This window comes from Cellulomonas fimi, assembly GCF_028583725.1.
Taxonomy (GTDB): domain Bacteria; phylum Actinomycetota; class Actinomycetes; order Actinomycetales; family Cellulomonadaceae; genus Cellulomonas; species Cellulomonas fimi_B.
On record NZ_CP110680.1, the window covers coordinates 695,763 to 714,633 of the forward strand.

General features: G+C 74.2%; 14 protein-coding genes. 8 read left to right on the forward strand and 6 right to left on the reverse strand.

Translation table 11 applies throughout. The features are described 5' to 3' along the window. The first annotated feature begins 5 nt into the window (after positions 1–5). From OOT42_RS03145 to OOT42_RS03160, 4 genes are all read left to right on the forward strand, one after another. Positions 6–1,673, forward strand: coding sequence for an extracellular solute-binding protein (locus OOT42_RS03145; RefSeq protein WP_273653501.1), 1,668 nt, complete (start codon positions 6–8; stop codon positions 1,671–1,673). 91 nt (positions 1,674–1,764) lie between these two features. Next, complete coding sequence (locus OOT42_RS03150) at positions 1,765–3,822, forward strand: beta-galactosidase (RefSeq protein ID WP_337251883.1); 2,058 nt, start codon at positions 1,765–1,767, stop codon at positions 3,820–3,822. Beyond that, a complete protein-coding gene (locus OOT42_RS03155) occupies positions 3,819–5,492 on the forward strand; it encodes a GH39 family glycosyl hydrolase (protein WP_273653503.1) in 1,674 nt (557 codons plus the stop codon). The genes OOT42_RS03150 and OOT42_RS03155 overlap by 4 nt, the downstream gene beginning before the upstream one ends. A 5-nt stretch (positions 5,493–5,497) precedes the next feature. Continuing rightward, positions 5,498–6,199: a YesL family protein gene (locus tag OOT42_RS03160; protein WP_273653504.1), complete on the forward strand. Its 702-nt coding sequence runs from the start codon at positions 5,498–5,500 to the stop codon at positions 6,197–6,199. Between the two features lie 113 nt (positions 6,200–6,312). Here OOT42_RS03160 and OOT42_RS03165 read toward each other — a convergent pair whose 3' ends face one another. Together OOT42_RS03165 and manD are read right to left on the reverse strand one after the other, a co-directional pair. Then, complete coding sequence (locus OOT42_RS03165) at positions 6,313–8,289, reverse strand: alpha-glucuronidase (protein WP_423775996.1); 1,977 nt, start codon at positions 8,287–8,289, stop codon at positions 6,313–6,315. Between the two features lie 64 nt (positions 8,290–8,353). Next, the gene (manD, locus tag OOT42_RS03170; RefSeq protein ID WP_273653506.1) at positions 8,354–9,727 is read right to left on the reverse strand and encodes a D-mannonate dehydratase ManD; all 1,374 of its coding nucleotides are present in this window, start codon (positions 9,725–9,727) and stop codon (positions 8,354–8,356) included. Between the two features lie 192 nt (positions 9,728–9,919). On the opposite strand from manD, the gene OOT42_RS03175 reads away from it, so the two are divergent. Continuing rightward, on the forward strand, positions 9,920–10,945 hold the full coding sequence (locus OOT42_RS03175) for a LacI family DNA-binding transcriptional regulator (RefSeq protein WP_273653507.1): 1,026 nt from the start codon (positions 9,920–9,922) through the stop codon (positions 10,943–10,945). 64 nt (positions 10,946–11,009) lie between these two features. Here the strand turns inward: OOT42_RS03175 and OOT42_RS03180 are convergent, their stop codons facing one another. Beyond that, the gene (locus tag OOT42_RS03180; protein ID WP_273653508.1) at positions 11,010–11,543 is read right to left on the reverse strand and encodes a TM2 domain-containing protein; all 534 of its coding nucleotides are present in this window, start codon (positions 11,541–11,543) and stop codon (positions 11,010–11,012) included. Between the two features lie 166 nt (positions 11,544–11,709). On the opposite strand from OOT42_RS03180, the gene OOT42_RS03185 reads away from it, so the two are divergent. Next, the gene (locus tag OOT42_RS03185; protein ID WP_273653509.1) at positions 11,710–12,459 is read left to right on the forward strand and encodes a hypothetical protein; all 750 of its coding nucleotides are present in this window, start codon (positions 11,710–11,712) and stop codon (positions 12,457–12,459) included. Between the two features lie 84 nt (positions 12,460–12,543). Here OOT42_RS03185 and OOT42_RS03190 read toward each other — a convergent pair whose 3' ends face one another. After that, positions 12,544–13,524: a TM2 domain-containing protein gene (locus OOT42_RS03190; RefSeq protein ID WP_273653510.1), complete on the reverse strand. Its 981-nt coding sequence runs from the start codon at positions 13,522–13,524 to the stop codon at positions 12,544–12,546. A 660-nt stretch (positions 13,525–14,184) separates the two neighbouring features. Continuing rightward, the gene (gene recQ, locus OOT42_RS03195; RefSeq protein WP_423775997.1) at positions 14,185–16,284 is read right to left on the reverse strand and encodes a DNA helicase RecQ; all 2,100 of its coding nucleotides are present in this window, start codon (positions 16,282–16,284) and stop codon (positions 14,185–14,187) included. A 182-nt stretch (positions 16,285–16,466) separates the two neighbouring features. Between recQ and OOT42_RS03200 the strand changes: the two genes are divergently transcribed. Beyond that, positions 16,467–17,261, forward strand: a complete 795-nt coding sequence (locus OOT42_RS03200; protein ID WP_273653512.1) for an SDR family NAD(P)-dependent oxidoreductase — start codon at positions 16,467–16,469, stop codon at positions 17,259–17,261. A gap of 51 nt (positions 17,262–17,312) precedes the next feature. Then, a complete protein-coding gene (pyrE, locus tag OOT42_RS03205) occupies positions 17,313–17,888 on the forward strand; it encodes an orotate phosphoribosyltransferase (RefSeq protein WP_273653513.1) in 576 nt (191 codons plus the stop codon). 60 nt (positions 17,889–17,948) lie between these two features. Here the strand turns inward: pyrE and OOT42_RS03210 are convergent, their stop codons facing one another. Next, on the reverse strand, positions 17,949–18,758 hold the full coding sequence (locus OOT42_RS03210) for a YwiC-like family protein (protein ID WP_273653514.1): 810 nt from the start codon (positions 18,756–18,758) through the stop codon (positions 17,949–17,951). Positions 18,759–18,871 lie beyond the last annotated feature (113 nt).

An 18,871-nucleotide genomic window follows, 5' to 3' on the forward strand; every position in this document is an offset into this window, starting at 1 on the left:
GAATCATGAGGTCAGCACGAAAGCGCGCAGGCGCCGCGGCGTCGATCGCGGTCCTCGCCCTCGCCCTGACGGCGGCGTGCTCGTCCGGCGACGGCGCGACGGCCGAGGAGACGGGCGGCGACGCCGGCATCCCGGACGCGAACCGCGTCGGCGCGATGGAGGACTTCGCGGCCGGCACGGAGTTCGTCGCGACGGAGCCCGTGGAGTTCGGGCTGCTGTACCGCGACCACCCGAACTACCCGCTCAACGAGGACTGGCTGTTCTTCTCGGAGATGAAGGACAAGCACAACGTCACGTTCGACATCACGAGCGCGCCGCTGTCCGACTGGGACCAGAAGAAGTCGCTCATCATCTCGTCGGGCGACGCGCCGGAGTTCATCCCGGTGACGTACAAGGGCCAGGAGACGCAGTTCGTCTCGGGCGGCGCGATCCTGCCGCTGAGCGACTACGTCGAGTACATGCCGAACTTCCAGCAGAAGATCGAGGAGTGGGGGCTGCAGGACTACCTCGACTCGCTGGAGCAGGCCGACGGCAAGTACTACATGCTCCCCGGGCTGTACGAGTCGCCGCAGCCGCAGTACTCGATCGCGGTCCGCAAGGACCTGTGGGACGCGGCAGGCATCACGGAGGACCCGGAGACCTGGGACGACTTCCGGGACGCCCTCGAGAAGCTCAAGGCGGCGAACCCGGGCGTGTGGCCGATGTCGGACCGCTGGTCGACGACGAACAACAGCCCGCTGGGCGCGACGCTCAACATCGCCGCGCCGAACTTCGACACGATCGCCGGCTGGGGCTTCGGCCAGGGTCTGTGGTTCGACGAGGACGAGGAGAAGTTCGTCTACGCGCCGACGACCGACGGCTACAAGGAGCTCGTCGAGTACTTCGCGAGCCTGGTGGCGGACGGCCTGCTCGACCCCGAGTCGCTGACGCAGGACGACGACACCGCGATCCAGAAGTTCGGCTCCGGCCAGTCGCTCGCGATCTCCGGCAACACGCAGGAGATCACGACGTACCGCAAGACGTTCACCGACGCGGGCAACACCGCCGCCGACGTCAAGCTCATCCGCGTCCCCGCCGGCCCGGCCGGTGACTACGTCGCCTCGGGCTCGCGCATCGCGTCGGGCTTCATGCTCTCGTCGGCCGCGAAGGACTCGCCGCACTTCCTCGCGCTGCTGCAGTGGATCGACTGGCTGTACTACTCCGACGAGGGCATCGAGTTCGCGCAGTGGGGCGTCGAGGGCACGACGTACACGAAGGACGGCGACACCCGCACGCTCGCCGCGGACGTCGACTGGAACGGCCTCAACCCGGCCGGCACCAAGAAGCTCAACGCCGACTTCGGGTTCAGCAACGGCGTGTTCATGTTCGCGAACGGCACGACCGACGAGCTCATCGGCTCGATGCAGACCGAGACGACCCGGGCGTTCGTCGAGTCGATGGCGGACAAGGAGGAGCTGCCGCTCGCGCCGACCGCGCCGCTCGACGAGATGCAGCAGGAGCAGGTCACGCTCTGGCAGTCCGCGCTCAACGACTCGGTGCTGCAGAACACCGCGGCGTTCATCCTCGGGACGCGCCCGCTCTCGGAGTGGGACGCGTGGATGACCGAGCTCAAGGGCCTCAACGTCGACCAGTACGTCGAGACCTACAACCAGGCGCTGGCCGCGAAGGGCTGACGCCACCCGGACCCGGCCGCTCCCGCGTCGCTGCGCGCGGGACCGGCCGGGTCCGCCGTTCCACCCCTGTGTCCCGGGAGACGTGCCGATCGTGAGCAACCAGGTCCGCTACGGCGGCGACTACAACCCCGAGCAGTGGCCGAAGGACGTGTGGGAGGACGACCACCGCGCGTTCGACGAGGCCGGCATCACGACGGTCACGGTCGGGGTGTTCGCGTGGGCGCACCTGCAGCCCGCCGAGGACCGGTACGACTTCTCGACGCTCGACGCGATCGTCGACCGGGCCGCGCAGGCCGGGCGTGAGGTCGTGCTCGCGACGCCGTCGGGGGCGATGCCGCCGTGGCTCGCGCGGGCCTACCCGGACGCCTGCCGCGTCGACCTCGAGGGCCGCCGGCACGTGTACGGGCAGCGCCACAACCACTGCCCGTCGTCGCCGGACTTCCGCCGGCTCTCGGTGGCGCTCGCGTCGCAGCTCGCGCAGCGGTACGCGGGCCACCCCGCGGTCGTCGCGTGGCACGTCGGCAACGAGTACGGCGGCGCGTGCTACTGCGACCTGTGTGCGGCGGGGTTCCGTGACTGGCTGCGCGCGCGGTACGGCACGCTCGACCGGCTCAACGACGCGTGGAACGCGACGTTCTGGTCCCACACGTACACCGACTGGGACGAGATCCAGCCGCCGACGATGCTGTCCGAGCACTGGCGCGGGCCGAACCACACCGCGTTCCAGGGCACGACGCTCGACTACCGCCGCTTCATGTCGGACGCGCTGCTCGGCGGGTTCGTCGCGGAGAAGGCCGCGATCCGCGCGCACGACGCGACGACGCCCGTGACGACCAACTTCATGGGCCTCTACCAGCCGGTCGACTACCACCGCTGGGCGCCGCACCTCGACCTCGTGACGTGGGACAACTACCCGCCCGCGGACACCCCGCTGCGCACGGCGGCCCGGATGGCGGCGACGCACGCCGCGATGCGCGGGGTCGGCGGGGGCGCCCCGATCTGGGTCATGGAGCAGACGCCCTCGATCACCGCGTCGCGCGACGTGAACCCGGTGAAGCGGCCCGGCGTCCTCGCGCTGTGGACCTGGCAGTCCGTCGCGCACGGCGCCGACGCGACGCTCTTCTTCCAGCTCCGCCAGTCGAAGGGCGCGTGCGAGAAGTACCACGGCGCCGTGATCGACCACTCGGGGCGGACCGACACGCGCGTGTTCCGCGAGGCGTCGGCCCTGGGTGCGTCGCTCCGCACGGTGGGCGACGGCGTCCTCGGTGCGCGCACCCCCGCCCGGGTCGCGCTGCTCCTCGACTGGGACTCGTGGTGGGCCGTCGAGATGACCGACGGCTACAACCGGCACGTCTCCTACGTCCAGACGCTGCTCCAGTACCACCGGGCGCTGTGGTCGGCGAACGCCGCCGTGGACGTCGTACCCGTGACCGCGGACCTGGCGGGGTACGACGTCGTCGTCGCGCCGCTGCTCCACCTGCTCAAGGGCGACGTCGTCGAGCGGCTCACCGCGTTCGTGCACCGCGGCGGCTCGCTCGTCACCACCTTCTACGGCGGCCGGGTCGACGAGGACGACAACGCGTTCCTCGGGGAGCCGCCGCTCGACGCGCTGCTCGGCGTCCGCGTCGAGGAGACCGACTCCGCCGCGCCCGACGTCGCGAACCCCGTGACGCTGCGCCTCGGCGGTCCCGGCACCGACGGCGCGATCGACTGGAACGGCTCCACGACCCACCCGGCGACGCTCGTCTTCGAGCTCCTCGTCCCGCACGACGGCACCGAGGTCGTCGGCACGTACGGCGCCGACTTCTACGCGGGCACGCCGGCGGTCACGCGTGCCGCCCGCGGCGAGGGCGCCGCCTGGCACGTCGGCACCGGCCTCGACGACGACGGGGTCGCACGCGTCCTGCGGCACGTGCTCGACCAGCACGGGCTCATGGGTCCGCACGCCGACGAGCCCGCGCTCGAGGTCGTCGACCGCGTGCAGCCCGACGGCACCCGGTACCGCTTCGTGCTGCACCATGGAAGCACGCCGCTCACGGTGACGTCCGAGGTGGAGGGCACGGACGCCCTCACCGGACGCGTCGTCCGCCGCGGTGACGCCCTGACCCTCGCGCCCGCCGACGTGCTCGTCCTCCAGGAGGCCCCGTGACCCGCGTCGTCGTCCCCGCCACCCCGCTCGGCCCGCTGTCCGACGCGTGGCGGCACTGTGTCGGCACCGGCCGGCTCAACCTCGCGCTGCGCGCCGACTACCGCGACTCGCTCGCCCTGGTGCAGCGCGACATCGGGTTCCGGCACGTCCGCGGGCACGGGCTGCTGTCCGACGACGTGGGCGTGCTGCGCCCCTGGTCGATCGGCGACCGGTCCGGGCTCCGGCACTCCTTCACCTACGTCGACCAGGTGCACGACGCGTTCCTGTCGCTCGGCATCCGCCCGTTCGTCGAGCTCGGCTTCATGCCGTCGGCGCTCGCGTCGGGGGACCAGACGGTGTTCTGGTGGAAGGGGAACGTGACCCCGCCGGCCTCGCACGCCGACTGGGCGGACCTCGTGACCGCCCTCGTGCGGCACCTGGTCGACCGCTACGGCATCGACGAGGTCCGGCAGTGGCCGGTCGAGGTGTGGAACGAGCCGAACCTCCCGCAGTTCTGGAAGGACGCCGACCAGGACGCGTACCTGCGGCTGTACGAGGTCACGGCGCGCGCGATCAAGGACGTCGACGCCTCGCTGCAGGTCGGCGGTCCGGCCATCTCGCCCGGGGCCGACGAGTGGTGGCAGCCGTTCGCCGACTTCGTGACGAGCCGCGACGTGCCGTGCGACTTCCTCAGCGTGCACGCCTACGCGTCCGGCCCCGCGCAGCACGTCCCGTTCGGCAGCTACCAGACGCTCAAGCCGCCGCAGGACCTGCTCGACCAGTTCGCGACCCCGCGCCGCCTGCTCTCCGGCAACCCGCTCGCGGACCTGCCCGTGCACGTCACGGAGTTCAACACCTCCTACTGCCCGGACAACCCGATCCACGACACCGCGTACAACGCGGCCTACCTCGCGCCCGTCCTGGTCGGCGGTGGCGACCACGTCGACTCGTTCTCCTACTGGACGTTCTGCGACGTGTTCGAGGAGGCGTGGATCCCCACGTCGTTCTTCCACGGCGGGTTCGGGCTGCTCACGCACCGGCAGGTGCCCAAGCCGACCTACCACCTGTTCGCGTTCCTGGCCCGCATGGGCCGGCACGTCCTCGCGCGCGGCGACGACCACCTCGTGTGCGCCGACGACGACGGGCGCGTCACCGTGCTCGCCTGGCAGCCCGTCGGCGGGAGCGACGGTGCGCCCGCCGACGAGCGGCACGAGCTGCGGCTGTCGGTCCCGGTCGGCGGCGGTGCGGGTCCCGGGGTCGACGGGGGAGGACCGGCGACGGCGTTCGTCGTGCGCGAGCGCGTCAACGAGCACGAGGGCAACGCCTTCGCCGCGTGGCGTGAGCTCGGCCGCCCGTTCTCGCCGACCGAACGCCAGGTCGACGTGCTGCGCGACCTCGCCCGCCCGTCGTCGACGCACGCCGCCTACCCGGTCCTCGACGGCCGCATCGCGCTCGACCTGTCCCTCGCGCGCCACGAGGTGACGTTCGTCGAGGTCACGCCCGTCGTCGACACGTTCCACGAGGGCCTCGACGACCGCCGGCTGCTCGGCGTCGCCGACGACCGGCTCGTCGCCGACCCGCCCGGGACGGGCCGCGCGGTCGCGCTGCTCAGCGGGGCGCGCGCCCACGTCGACGCGGGGGCTCCGGAGCTGCCGACGCCGCGCACGCCCGACGACGGCCCGGCGGAGTGAGCGTCGTGAGCGCGGACGCCGAGCGGTTCTCCGAGGTCGGCCGCGGACCGTTCTCCCGCGGGTCCGCGGCGGTCTACTGGGCCGTCGTGATCGAGGGGCTCCTGGTGCTCACGTCGTTGCCGACCCTCCTGGCGTTCGTGCTGCTCGACCGCGCGCCCGGCAACGCGCCGCTGTTCGCGCTCGCGGCCGTGCCGCTCGGACCGTCGCTCGCCGCCGCGGTGTTCGCGTGGCGCGACTGGCTCACGACGCCGCCCGGCGACCGCGACCTGTCACCGGCGCGGCACTACTGGCGCGGGTACCGGCTCAACTGGCGCGACGTGCTGCGGTGGTGGGTGCCGACGCTCGTCGTGCTGACGGTGCTCGCCGTCAACGTCGCGGGCGCCGGAGCGCTGGGCGGGTCCGGCGGGGCTTTCGCGACCGTGTCCCTCGTGGTCGCCGTCGCCGTGCTCGTGTGGGCGGGGAACGCGCTCGTCCTGTCGTCGCTGTTCGCGTTCCGCACGCGCGACGTCGCCCGGCTGTCCGCGCACTACCTCGCGGCCAAGCCGGTCAGCGGCCTCGGGGTGCTCGCGCTCGTCGTCGTCGCCGTCGGCATCGCGCTGCTCGCGACCGACTGGCTCCTCGTCCTGCTCGCGTCCCCGCTCGTCGCCCTCCTGGTCCGCAACGCCACCCCGGTGATCGCCGACGCGACCGCCCGCTTCACCACCTGACCTGAGGAACGCGGGCGTGCCCCGGGACGCCGAGCCGGACCGTGCTCAGGCGGGCGGCGGGCCACCCACGAGCGTGAGCGCGTCCTCATAGCCCGCGACGCGTGGATATCGGGTCAGTACACCGTTCGGCCGGTCGCGTCCGGGATGCCGCTGTGGCGGAAGACGTAGGTGCGGAGCTGGTCGCGCCACTCGTGGGCGCTGCGGACCTGCTCGGCGAGGCGTTCCGCAACGCGTGCGTGCAGGTCGGCGGGGACCTGACCCGCGATCGCGTCCCACGCGGCGGCGTTCTCGACCGTGCGGGCGGCGCCGTCCCCGTGGGTGTCGTACACGTGCTGAGCGACCGAGACGCCGCTGTGCAGCACGTGCGACCACGGCACGTGGTGGAAGAACAGCAGCAGCTCGTCGGGGCACGTCGTGACGTCCTCGTAGACGTCGCGCCAGGGCGCCGGGAACTGGCCCGTGAACCCCGTACCGGTCGCGCGCGTGCGGTCGACGCCGATGCCGTCGCGGTCGGCGAAGTGGTACGTGCCCCACGGGGTGTACTCGTAGCCGTCGACGTCCGGGCCGTAGTGGTGCCCGGGCCGGACCATGAAGCCGACGCCGAGCGGGGCGGTGTAGTCCTCGTAGGTCCGCCACGAGTCGTCGAGGACGCGGTGCAGGGTCTCGCCGACGACGGGGTCGGTGCCCGGGAACGTGAGCCCGATCCACTCGTCGAGCAGCGCTCCGGGGTCCGCGTCGGGCGACCACGCGAGACGTGCGAACGTGTAGAGGTTCGCCTGCGCGAGCGGGTGGCCGGTCCAGAAGTCGTCGTCGCCGACGTTCGACACGGCGACGAGCCCGGCGCGGGGCGCGTCGTCGGCCCCGGTCCCGGCCGCGACGTCGGCGACGGTCCGGCCGCCCTCGCCCCACGGGCGGAAGCGCAGGATCTCCGACCACTGCGGCCCCAGCCAGACGGCGTGCTTCTGCTGACCGGTGTACTCCTGCGTGACCTGGAGCTCGACGGCGAGGCGGGTGTGCGGCATCGCGGCGATCACGGGGGAGACGGGCTCGCGCGTCTGGAAGTCCATCGGTCCGTACTTCACCTGGAGCACGACGTTGTCGTCGAAGCGCCCGTCGAGCGGCGCGAAGTGGTCGTGCGCGGCGCGGGCGCGGTCCGTCGAGCGGTCGCGCCAGTCCTGCCGATGGTCGTAGACGAACGCACGCCAGAACACCGTGCCGCCGAACGGCTTGAGCGCCCGGGCCAGCAGGTTCGCCCCGTCGGCGTGGTCGCGCCCGTACGCGAACGGGCCGGGCTGGCCCTCGGAGTCGGCCTTCACGACGAACCCGCCGAAGTCCGGGACCGCGTCGTAGACGTCGGCGACCCGCGCCGCCCACCAGGCCTGCACGTCGGCGTCGAGCGGGTCCGACGTGGGCAGGCCGCCGACCGTCATCGGCGCCGCGAACGACACCGACAGGTGCACGCGGATGCCGTGCGGGCGGAACAGGGCCGCGAGGCGGGCGACGTCGGGCAGGCCGTCGGTGAGCAGGCGCGCCTCGGTGCGGTGCACGTTGACGTTGTTGACCGACACGGCGTTGATGCCGACGGACCCGAGCAGCCGCGCGTAGGCGGCGACGCGGGACAGGTCGTCGCGCACACGGCCGTCGGCGTAGAAGATCGACCCGCCCGCGTAGCCGCGCTCGACCTGCCCCATCACGGGGTGCACGTCGACGTTGTCCCAGTGGTCGAGCATCCGGATCCCGTTGACCGGCACCACGCGGCGCTCGTCGAGGTCGTCCGCGAAGGCCGCCTCGCCGAGCCGGACGACGTGGTGCAGCCCGTGGAGCAACCCCGCCGGACTACCCGCGCGCACGTTCGTGACGGCGTCGTGCCGCCCGACGACGAAGCCGTCGGCGGGTGCGTCGGACGTGAGCGTGAGGGCGAGGTCGCCGGTCGTCGCGTCCGGTCCGCCGACGAGCGCGCCGCCGAACCGGTGCGTCGCCGCCGTCACCTCGTCGTGCACGGTGCGCAGGACGACGTCGTCCGTGCCAGCGACGTCGAGGCGGACGCGTCGGCTGCCGAGCGGGCGGAACACCTCGTCGGGCAGCCACATCGGGTGGGCGTCGGTGCTGGTCACGCGGGTCCTTCCGTGGTGCGGGCGGTCGGCGCGGAGCGCATCACCAGTCGTGGACGGTCCCGTCCTTCAGTCGGTTGAACGGCAGGTACGCGGGCTGGTACGCGAAGCGGTCGGCGACCTCGTCGTCGTAGACGACGCCCAGCCCGGGCTCGTCGCCGGGGTGCAGGAACCCGTCGGTGAACGTGAACGACTGCCGGAACACCTCGTCGGTGCGGCTGCCGTGCTGCATGTACTCCTGGATGCCGAAGTTGTGGATCGCGAGGTCGAGGTGCAGCGCGGCGGCCATCCCGACGGGGGAGATGTCCGTGGGCCCGTGGATGCCGGACTTGATCTGGTACTGCGCGGCGAAGTCGAGGATGCGCCGCAGCGCGGTGATCCCGCCGGTGTGCGTGACGGCGGACCGGACGTAGTCGATGAGCTGCTCGCGGATGATCCTCTGGTAGTCCCAGACGGTGTTGAACACCTCGCCGATCGCGAGCGGCGTGGTGGTGTGTTGCCGCACGAGCCGCAGCGCCTCCTGGTTCTCCGCGGGCGTGCAGTCCTCGAGCCAGAACAGGTCGTACGGCTCGAGGTCCTTGCCGAGCCGCGCGGCCTGGATCGGGGTCATGCGGTGGTGGCCGTCGTGCAGCAGCGGCAGCTCGGGACCGAACTCGTTCCGCACGGCCTCGAACACGCGGGGGACGTGCCGCAGGTACGCGCGCGTGTCCCAGTCCTCCTCGGCCGGCAGCGGGGCGCGCTGCGCGGGCTCGTAGTCGTACCGGCCGCCGCTGCTCGGCTGCGCCGCGACCCCGTAGACCGCGTCGATGCCGGGCACCGACGTCTGCACGCGGATCGAGCGGAAGCCGAGCTCCTGGTGGTGGCGGATCGAGTCGAAGAGCTCGGGCAGGTCGCGGCCCGACGCGTGCCCGTACGCCATGATCCCGGTCCGGCTCGCGCCGCCCAGCAGCTGGTACAGCGGCATGCCCGCGTAGCGCGCCTTGATGTCCCACAGTGCGACGTCGACCGCCGCGATCGCGGCCATCGTCACCGGGCCGCGCCGCCAGTACGCCGACCGGTAGAGGAACTGCCACGTGTCCTCGATGCGGTGCGCGTCGCGGCCGATCAGCAGCGGCACGACGTGGTCCTGCAGGTAGGAGACGACGGACAGCTCGCGGCCGTTGAGCGTCGCGTCGCCGAGGCCGACGACGCCGTCCTCGGTCGTGAGCCGCAGCGTGACGAAGTTGCGGTCCGGGCTGCTGACCAGCACCTCCGCGGACCGGATCGCGCTGCCGGACGGCCGGGTCGCCGGCCGGGTCACCGGTCGGGCGCCGTCGGCGGGCGCCGGCGTCACGTCGCGCGGGTCGGCGGCGCCGGTGGACCGCGTCGGCGGGGCGGCCGGGGCGTCGGTCGTGGGCTCGGGGTGCTGACTCGTCATCGGTGCTCCCGTCGTGCGCGGCTCCGTCGCCGCGTGCGGTCCGTTCCGACGCCGAGCCTAGACACGGCGACCGGAATGCGGCAATCGCTTGCCAGATATTGCCAGGCGCGCGTCGCGTGGACCAGCATGGACACCACCGCCGGACCCCGGACGACGACGACCGGCCGCCGCGCGGACGAGAGGAGACCCCCGATGCCGGGCACCCGGCCCACCCTCCGCGACGTCGCCGACGCCGCGGGCGTCGCGGTCTCGACCGCGTCGCGCGCCCTCACCCGTCCCGGCCGCATCACCGAGGACACCGCCGCTCGCGTCCGCGCCGCCGCCGAGGAGCTCGGCTACGTCCCCAGCGCATCCGGCCGGGCGCTCAGCTCCGGGCGCACCGGCACCGTCGCGCTCGTCCTGCCCGACGTCACCAACCCGTTCTTCTTCGGGATCGTGCGCGGCGTGCAGTCCCGGCTGCGGGTCGACGGGTACACCCACGTCCTGGTCGACACCGAGGAGTCCGTCCCGGCCGAGGAGCGCGCGCTGCGCATGATCCGGTCCTCGGCCGACGGGGCGATCCTCGCCGCACCCCGGCTCGACGACTCCACCCTGGCCCGCTGGGCGCGCGACATGCCGCTCGTCACCATCAACCGGCCCGTCGACGGCGACGGCATCGTGCTCGACACCCCCGGCGGCGCCGTCCAGGCCCTCGAGCACCTCGCCTCCCTCGGCCACCGCCGGGTCGCCTACGCCTCCGGCCCGCGCACGTCGTGGTCCGACCGCCACCGCCGTGCCGCCCTGCGCCCGGCTGCGCGTCGGCTCGGCGTGGACCTGGTCGTCCTCGGGCCCTACGCCCCGCAGCGCGAGGCCGGAGCCGCCGCCGCCGACGCCGCGTGCGGTGCCGGTGTCTCGGGCCTGCTCGCGTTCAACGACCTGCTCGCCTTCGGCATCCTCGACCGCCTCGCGGCACGCGGTCTCGACGTCCCGGGCGACCTGAGCGTCGTCGGGTGCGACGACGTGTTCGGCGCCGATCTCGTCCGCCCCGGCCTCACGACCGTCGCCGCACCGCTCGAACGTGCCGGTCAGCGCGCCGCCGACCTGCTGCTCGCCCGCATCGACCGCCCCCGCCGACCCGACGGCCGGGCCGCCGGCGACGGGATCCCGCCGACCGTCGACCTGCTGCCCACGCACCTCGTCGTCCGCGGGACGACGGGCCCGGCGCGACCCGCGCCCTGACGCCCTGCCCCCGGACGACGACGGGGGTGCCGCGGACCGCAGCACCCCCGTCGGTCGTGCTGGCTCAGATGGCGACGTCCTCCACGACGACGACGACCGCCGACGACGTGTCGAACTGCTCGGTGATCGTCGCCTGGTTCGCCGCGCTGCCCGCGAAGCCCAGCACGAAGCCGATCGCCGTGATGATCCACGCGAGCTTCTTGTGCTGCTCGTACCCGGCGAGCGGCCGACCCGCCTTGTCCCGCTGCACGCCCGCGAGCACCAGGATGATGTCGACGAGCGCCCAGATGCCCAGGCCACCGCACGTCACGAGCTTGAGGATGCCGGTGCCGACCTTCCCCAGGTAGAACCGGTCGACGCCGAGCACGCCGAGGAACCACGCGAGCAGCCACGTCGCGACGAACGACTTGCCCGACTCCGCGGCGACGCCGTAGCCGGACTGGTCGCCGTACGCCGGCGCACCGTAGGCCGGAGCGCCGTACGCGGGTGCCGGCGGCGCCGCGGGCGGCGGCGGCGCGACGGGCGGCTGCGGCTTCGACAGGTCCGTCGGGTCGACCGGCTCGGCCGGTCCGGTGCCCTCGGGCGGGGTGGTCGACATCAGTGACTCCGTTCGACGTGCAGGATGGGCCTCTCACCAGGCGCGACGCCGCAGCGCCGCACCCGGTCGCCACGCTAGGGCCCCGCGACGGTTCTGCGCAGCGGTACGCGCCGTCGTCTCGCGCGCCGCTGCGGCGACCACCCGGACGGGGGGCAGGATCGGTCCCGTGGCCACGCGCGAGTCGATCGCCCGCACCGTGCACGCCGACGCCTGGGAGCAGCACGGCCTGCTCCGGGCCGGGCGCGGGGGCCGCACTGGCGTGCTCCCCGGTATCCGGCTCATGGCGAGCGGACTGCCGCACCCGCAGTGGAACAACGGTGACGTCACCGATCCCGCCGCCGTGGACCTCGCCGCGGTGCGCGCCTGGTACCAGCCGCTCGGAGTCCCGTGGGGCGTCCGCGTCCCCGCCGGCGTGCCGTGGCCGCACGGCCGGTTCCTGTTCCGCAAGCGGCTCGTCCTGCGCGACGCCGGGACCGTCGACGCCCCGCCCGTCCCCGGCCTGGTGGTCAGCACGGCGCGCACCGACGACCTCGTCGCGGTCGCGGCGGTCGCCGCCGCGGCGTTCGACGGCGACCCCGCCCTCGAGGCCGCCTGGATCGACCCGCTCCTGCGGGCACCCGAGCACGCGACCGTGGCGCTCGCGACCCTGGACGGCACACCGGTCGCGACCGGCTCCGTGCTGCGCACGGCCGGGCATGCCGGTCCCGCGGCCGCTCTCGCGGGCGTGGCGGTGCTGCCGGACGCGCCCGAGGAGGCCGTGCGGGCCGTCGTCGGGTCCTGGCTCCTGCGGCACGCGTTCGCGACCGGCGCGCGCCTCGCGCTCGCGCACCCCGACACCGACGCGGAGGCGGCGACCCTCGCGACCCTCGGCCTCACGCCGGCCGGAGCGCTCGACGTGTACGTCGACCTCGCCTGACCCGTCCGAGCGGACCGGCCCGAGCGCACCCGGGCCGGCCCGCTCGGTGGCGGGTAGCCGGCCCGCTCGGTGGCGGGTAGGTCGTCAGCCGACCGTGAGCGTCCAGCCCCCGTTCGCCGTGACGTCGACCACCGACGGCCCCGCGCTCAGCGGGACGGTCCCCGAGTACGGCCCGATCTCGTTGATCAGCAGACCGAACTCGAACACCGCGCCCGTGTTCTCGGAGACCGCGAAGTTGCCGTCACCGTCGTGCGTCGCCGTGAGCGTGCCGACCGGGCCGTCGTACAGGAACACGCCGTCGCCCGCGCCCGCGGGAGCCAGCGGCGGTGCGGCCGAGATCGGCGCGACGGTGATCGACCACGCGCCGTCCGCGCTGACCTGCAGCGTCGTCCCCTCGCCGAACGCGCGCAGACCGAACACCGTCGACCCCGCGTAGGCGCCGATCGTGTTCACGAGGAGCTCGCCCGTCGACTGGTTCGCGGCGTCGAGGACCTGCACCGCGAAGTTCGCCGCGCCGTCGTGCGTCGCCGTGACGATCCCGGCGGTCGCACCCGCCGGCAGCGGCACGACCGCGTCGCCCGTGCCCGTCACCGTCGCCGGGGTGAACGTGCCGAACGTCTCGTCGGCCCACGCCTGCGGGGTGAGCGCCTGCTCCGCGGGCTCCTCGGGAGTCTCCTCCTCGGCGGCCTCGCTCGCCTGCTGCTGCGCGTCCTCGAGCGCCTCCGACACGACCGCGGCCGGGTCCTCGACGGTGTCGAGCGCGTTCTGCAGGCGGATCGTGTTGCTGATCGCCCCCACGACGAGCCCGACCGCGACGCCGATCGCCGTGATGATCCACGCGGGCCGCTTGAACTGGTCGTAGCCGGCGAGCGGACGCCCGAACCTGTCGCGCTGTGCCCCCACGAGCACGAGGATCAGGTCGACGAGCGACCAGATGCCGAACCCCCCGCAGGTCAGCAGCTTCGCGATGCCCGTCCCGACCTTGCCGAGGTAGAACCGGTCGACGCCGAGGAACCCGAGGAACCACGCGAACAGCCACGTCGCGATGAACGACTTGTCCGACACCCCGTCCGGTCCCGGCGCCCCGAGCGCGCTGACGGGTGCCGCCGCAGCGCCCGAGGGGCCGTAGGGGCGCGCGGGCGGCACGGGCCCGTAGCCCGGTGCCGCCCCTGGCGGCGGTCCGTAACCGGGTGCCGCGGCCGGCGGCGGTCCGTACCCGGGTGCCGCTCCCGGCGGTGGCCCGTACCCGGGTGGTTGCCCGGCCCCGGCCGGGGATGACCCGTACCCGGGCGGCGGCCCGGACGCGGCGGGCGGCTGCGGCTGCCCGACCGCCGGTGGCGGTGAGCCGGCCGGCGGGTGCGGCGGCGCGCTCGCCGGCGGCGCAGGCGCGGCAGGTGGCCGCGCGTCACCGGCGGCCGGTGGCGGCTCGGCGGGTGACCGCTCGGGCTTCGAGGCGCCCACCGCGTCGGGCGCGGCGGGTGGCTCGGGAGGTGGTGCGGTGGCCTCGGCATCCGGCCGTCCTGCGGGCGTGGCACCCGCAGCCTGGCCTGCTGCGTCGGGTTCGTCGTCCGGTGGGTTCGTCGACATCACGGCTCCGTCTCGTCGCAACGGGGGCCGGCGCGGCACCACGGAGGGATGCGCTGCCCCCCGAACGCACCCTCGCGACTCCCACGGTAGGACCGCGACATTCCGGGCGCGAGCAACTTCACCCGCAGGCGGGGACGGCTACTCGGCGGTGTCGAGCGCGGCGAGGACCCCCTCGCCGTAGCGGTCGAGCTTGGTCGCACCGACACCGCTGATCGTGCCGAGCGCCTCGATGCTGGTCGGCTGCTGGGTCGCGATCTCCCGGAGCGTCGCGTCGTGGAACACGACGTAGGCGGGCACGCCCTGCTCCTTCGCGGCTCCGGCGCGCCAGGCGCGCAGCCGCTCGAACCGCTCGGCGGCGTCGTCGGTGAGGTCGGCGGCGACGGAGGCCCGGCGGTCGCGGCCGGACGAGCCGCCGCGGGAGCGTCCGGCGCGCTCGGGCTCGCGGCGCAGCCGCACCTCGCGGTCGCCGCGGAGCACGTCGGCGGACGCGGGGGCGAGGCGCAGGGTGCCGTAGCCGTCGGAGTCCACGGCGAGCAGCTCGAGCGCGAGGAGCTGCCGGACCACCCCGCGCCACTCGCCCTCGGACAGGTCGGTGCCGACCCCGAACGTGCTGAGCGCGGAGTGCCCGAGCTGCTGGACCCGCGGCGTCGTCTTGCCGCGCAGGATGTCGACGAGGTGCCCGACGCCGTACCGCTGGTTGCGCTGGTCGAGCCGCACGATCGTCGACAGGAGCTTCTGCGCCGCGACGGTGCCGTCCCACGACTCGGGCGGCGTCAGGCAGGTGTCGCAGTTGCCGCACGGCTCGGCGGACTGGCCGAAGTAGTTGAGCAGCTGGACGCGCCGGCACGACACCGTCTCGCACAGCGCGAGCATCGCGTCGAGGTGCTGCGTGAGGCGTCGCCGGTGCGCGGCGTCGCCGTCGGACGTGTCGATGAGCCGGCGCTGCTGCACGACGTCGGCGAGCCCGTACGCGAGCCACGCGGTCGACGGCAGCCCGTCACGCCCCGCGCGGCCGGTCTCCTGGTAGTAGCCCTCGACGGACTTGGGCAGGTCGAGGTGCGCGACGAACCGCACGTCGGGCTTGTCGATCCCCATGCCGAACGCGATGGTCGCGACCATCACGAGCCCGTCCTCGCGCAGGAACCGCGCCTGGTTGCGCGCACGGACCAGGCGGTCGAGGCCCGCGTGGTACGGCAGCGCCGGGATGCCGTTCGCGACGAGGTGCTCCGCGGTCTGCTCGACGGAGTTCCGCGACAGGCAGTAGACGATCCCCGCGTCGCCGGCGTGCTCGGTCCGCAGCAGGTCGAGCAGCTGCGCGCGCGGGTTGTCCTTCGGCGCGATCCGGTACTGGATGTTGGGCCGGTCGAAGCTCGCGACGAAGTGCCGGGCGTCCTCGAGCTGGAGGCGCTGCGCGATCTCGGCGTGCGTCGCGGCGGTCGCCGTCGCGGTCAGGGCGATGCGCGGCACGTCGGGCCAGCGCTCGTGCAGCATCGAGAGCTGCAGGTAGTCGGGCCGGAAGTCGTGACCCCACTGCGACACGCAGTGCGCCTCGTCGATCGCGAACAGCGCGATGCGGCCCTGGTCGAGCAGGTCGACCGTGTCCGGCACGCGCAGCCGCTCGGGGGCGAGGTAGAGGAGGTCGAGCTCGCCGTCGAGGAACGCCTGCTCGACGGCGCGGCGCTCGTGCGGCTGCTGGGTCGAGTTGAGGAACCCGGCGCGCACGCCGAGCGCGGACAGCGCGTCGACCTGGTCCTGCATGAGCGCGATGAGCGGCGACACGACGACGCCGGTCCCGGGGCGGACCAGCGCGGGCACCTGGTAGCAGAGCGACTTGCCCCCGCCGGTCGGCATGAGGACGAGCGCGTCGCCGCCGTTCACGACGGTGTCGATGATCTCGGCCTGCTCGCCGCGGAACGCGTCGTACCCCCACACGCGCTGCAGCACCTCGTGCGGCGTGGGACGCGGGCCGTCGTCGGGCTCGGGGACCGCTCGCGGGCGGCTGCGGCCCGGGACCGGCGCCCCGTGCGCGGCCTCGTCGCGCGCCCTCCGGTCCAGGTCGCCGGACCGACCGGCCGACGCACCGCGCGCGGGGCCGCTGCCGCGCGCGGGACGGTCGGGCGGCGCCGCGTCGTACGCCGGGTCGAACGGCGGCTCGTCGAAGGCCGGGTCGTACGGCGGCTCGTCGTACGACGGGTCGAAGGGGGGCTCGTCGGGCAGCGGGACGTCGTCCGTCCACACCGCCGACGCGTCGGTACGGGGGCGGGGGCGGGCGGGTCCGGCAGGCACCCGCCCACCCTACGAGCCGCGGCCCACACCGCGGAGCCACCCGGACGACCCGTGGACGGCCCGACGAACCGCCGGGCTGGGGACGGCTCGCCGAAGCGCTGCGACAGGGCCGGGACGGTCCGTAGGGTGGCCGCATGGGAACCGCACTCGTCACGGGCGCCAGCGCCGGTCTCGGCCTCGAGTTCGCCTGGCAGCTCGCCACCGCCAAGCACGACGTCGTCCTCGTCGCCCGCGACGAGGAGCGCCTCACGCGCCTCGCCGCCCAGCTCGAGGCCGCCGCGGGCATCCGCGCCGAGGTGCTGGTCGCGGACCTCACGAAGCCCGACGACGTGACCCGCGTGGCCGACCGGCTGCGCAGCGACGAGAACCCGGTCGGCCTGCTGGTCAACAACGCGGGCTTCGGGATCAACCAGGAGTTCGTCGGCGGCGACCTGGAGCGCGAGCTCACGGCGCTCGACGTCATGGTGCGCGCGGTCCTCGTGCTGTCGCACGCGGCCGCCGAGGCGATGGTCGCGCGCGGGCGTGGCGCGATCCTCAACGTCGGGTCGGTCGCGGCGCTCATGGCGTCCGGGACGTACTCGGCGCACAAGGCGTGGGTGCGGTCGTTCACCGAGGGCCTCGCCGTCGAGCTCAAGGACAGCGGCGTCACCGCGACCGTCGTGAACCCGGGCTTCACGCACACCGAGTTCCACGAGCGCGGCCGCATCGACATGAGCGGCTACCCGGAGATCGTCTGGCTCAACGCCGAGGACGTCGTCGCGACCGCCCTCGCCGACGTGCGCCGCGGCGTCGTCATCTCGACCCCGAGCACGCGCTACCGCACGATGTCGGCCCTCGCCCGCATCGCTCCGCGCTCCGCGATCCGCGCGATCGGCCGCTACCGCCGCGCGATCGAGGACGCCCCGGCCGACGCGGACGCCGACGCCTGACGGACGAGACGGCGCCCGTCCACCCGTCGGGCACGCACTAGCCTCGGTGGCGTGACCCACGACCTGTCGCCGACGCCCCGCGAGCAGCTGCTCGCCCTCATCCAGGACCTCGCGGTCGTGCACGGGAAGGTCACGCTGTCGTCGGGCCGCGAGGCCGACTACTACGTCGACCTGCGCCGCGTCACGCTGCACCACCGCGCGGCACCGCTGATCGGCCACCTCATGCTCGACATGCTCGAGGAGGTCGGGCTGGGCACCGCCGAGGTCGACGCCGTCGGCGGCCTGACGCTCGGTGCGGACCCGGTCGCGACGTCCCTGCTGCACGCGGCGGCGTCGCGCGGGCAGGACCTCGACGCGTTCGTCGTCCGCAAGGAGGCGAAGGCGCACGGCATGCAGCGGCGCATCGAGGGGCCGGAGATCGCCGGTCGCCGCGTCGTCGTCCTCGAGGACACGTCCACGACCGGCGGCTCGCCGATCACGGCGGTCGAGGCCGCGCGCGAGGCCGGCGCCGAGGTGCTGGGCGTCGCGGTGATCGTGGACCGCGCGACGGGCGCCCAGGCGAAGATCGAGGCGCTCGGCGTGCCGTACCACTACCTGTTCACCCTGGCCGACCTCGGCCTGGCCTGACACGAGGGCGTCGGCCGCGGCCCCGGTCGACGGGGTTCCGCAGCGCCGGTGGCGCGGACCTCAGACGACCGCGAGGGTCGCGGCGGTGACGACGACCGTCGCGACGATCTCGCCCACGCCGATCGCCTTCGCGGACGGCCACGGCCGGCGCCGGGGTACCAGGACCGCGCGTGCGAGCAGCCCGAGCGCGACGACCGCGCACACGACGGCACCGCGCACGGCGGGCGCGGCCAGCACGGCGGCCCCCACCGCACCGGCGACGAGCGCCCCGTGGAACCCGACGGACACCGCGAGCACCGTGCGGTCGCCGCGGTCGCGGATCAGCGACTTCACGTAGGGCACCGTGCCGAGGAAGTACGCGGCGAGCAGCCCGGTCGCGGCCCACGTGCGCGGGTCGTCGGCTCCCGGCAGCGGGCCGGGCGACCCCAGGCCGGCGGAGACGACGGTCATGAGCATCGCCGCGACGACCGTCACGCCGTCGTTGAGCCACGAGCGGTCGGCACGGCGCGCCGAGCACACGAGGCTCACCGCGAGGAGGACGCCGAAGACGGGCGCCCACCAGAGCAGCGACGGTGCGGACGCGACGAGCCCGGCCCCGAGCACGGCCGTCGCGACCCCGTACGCCCGCACCGGCGGCAGGTAGCGCGGCCGCCGGGACGCCTTGAGCCACAGCCCCGCCGCGTTGTACGCGAGGAACGCGACGAGCCAGGCGACGAGCAACAGCGCGTGTCGCCACGTCGGCCCGACGAGCGCCGCACCCACGACGACGGGGACGACGAGCATCGCCCACGCGCCGTGCTGCTGCGGCACCCAGCCGGGTCCGCGGCGGCGGCGCGCCGGGGCGACGCGGTGCGGGGCGGTCGTCGGCACGCGGCGAGCATGACCCGCGGACCCCGTCGCGCGGCCGGGACCTTGGTCCCGGGTCGAGGTCCGGCGGACCGAGCTCGACGCGTCCGGAGCCGCAGCCGGCGCGCGGTGCCGGC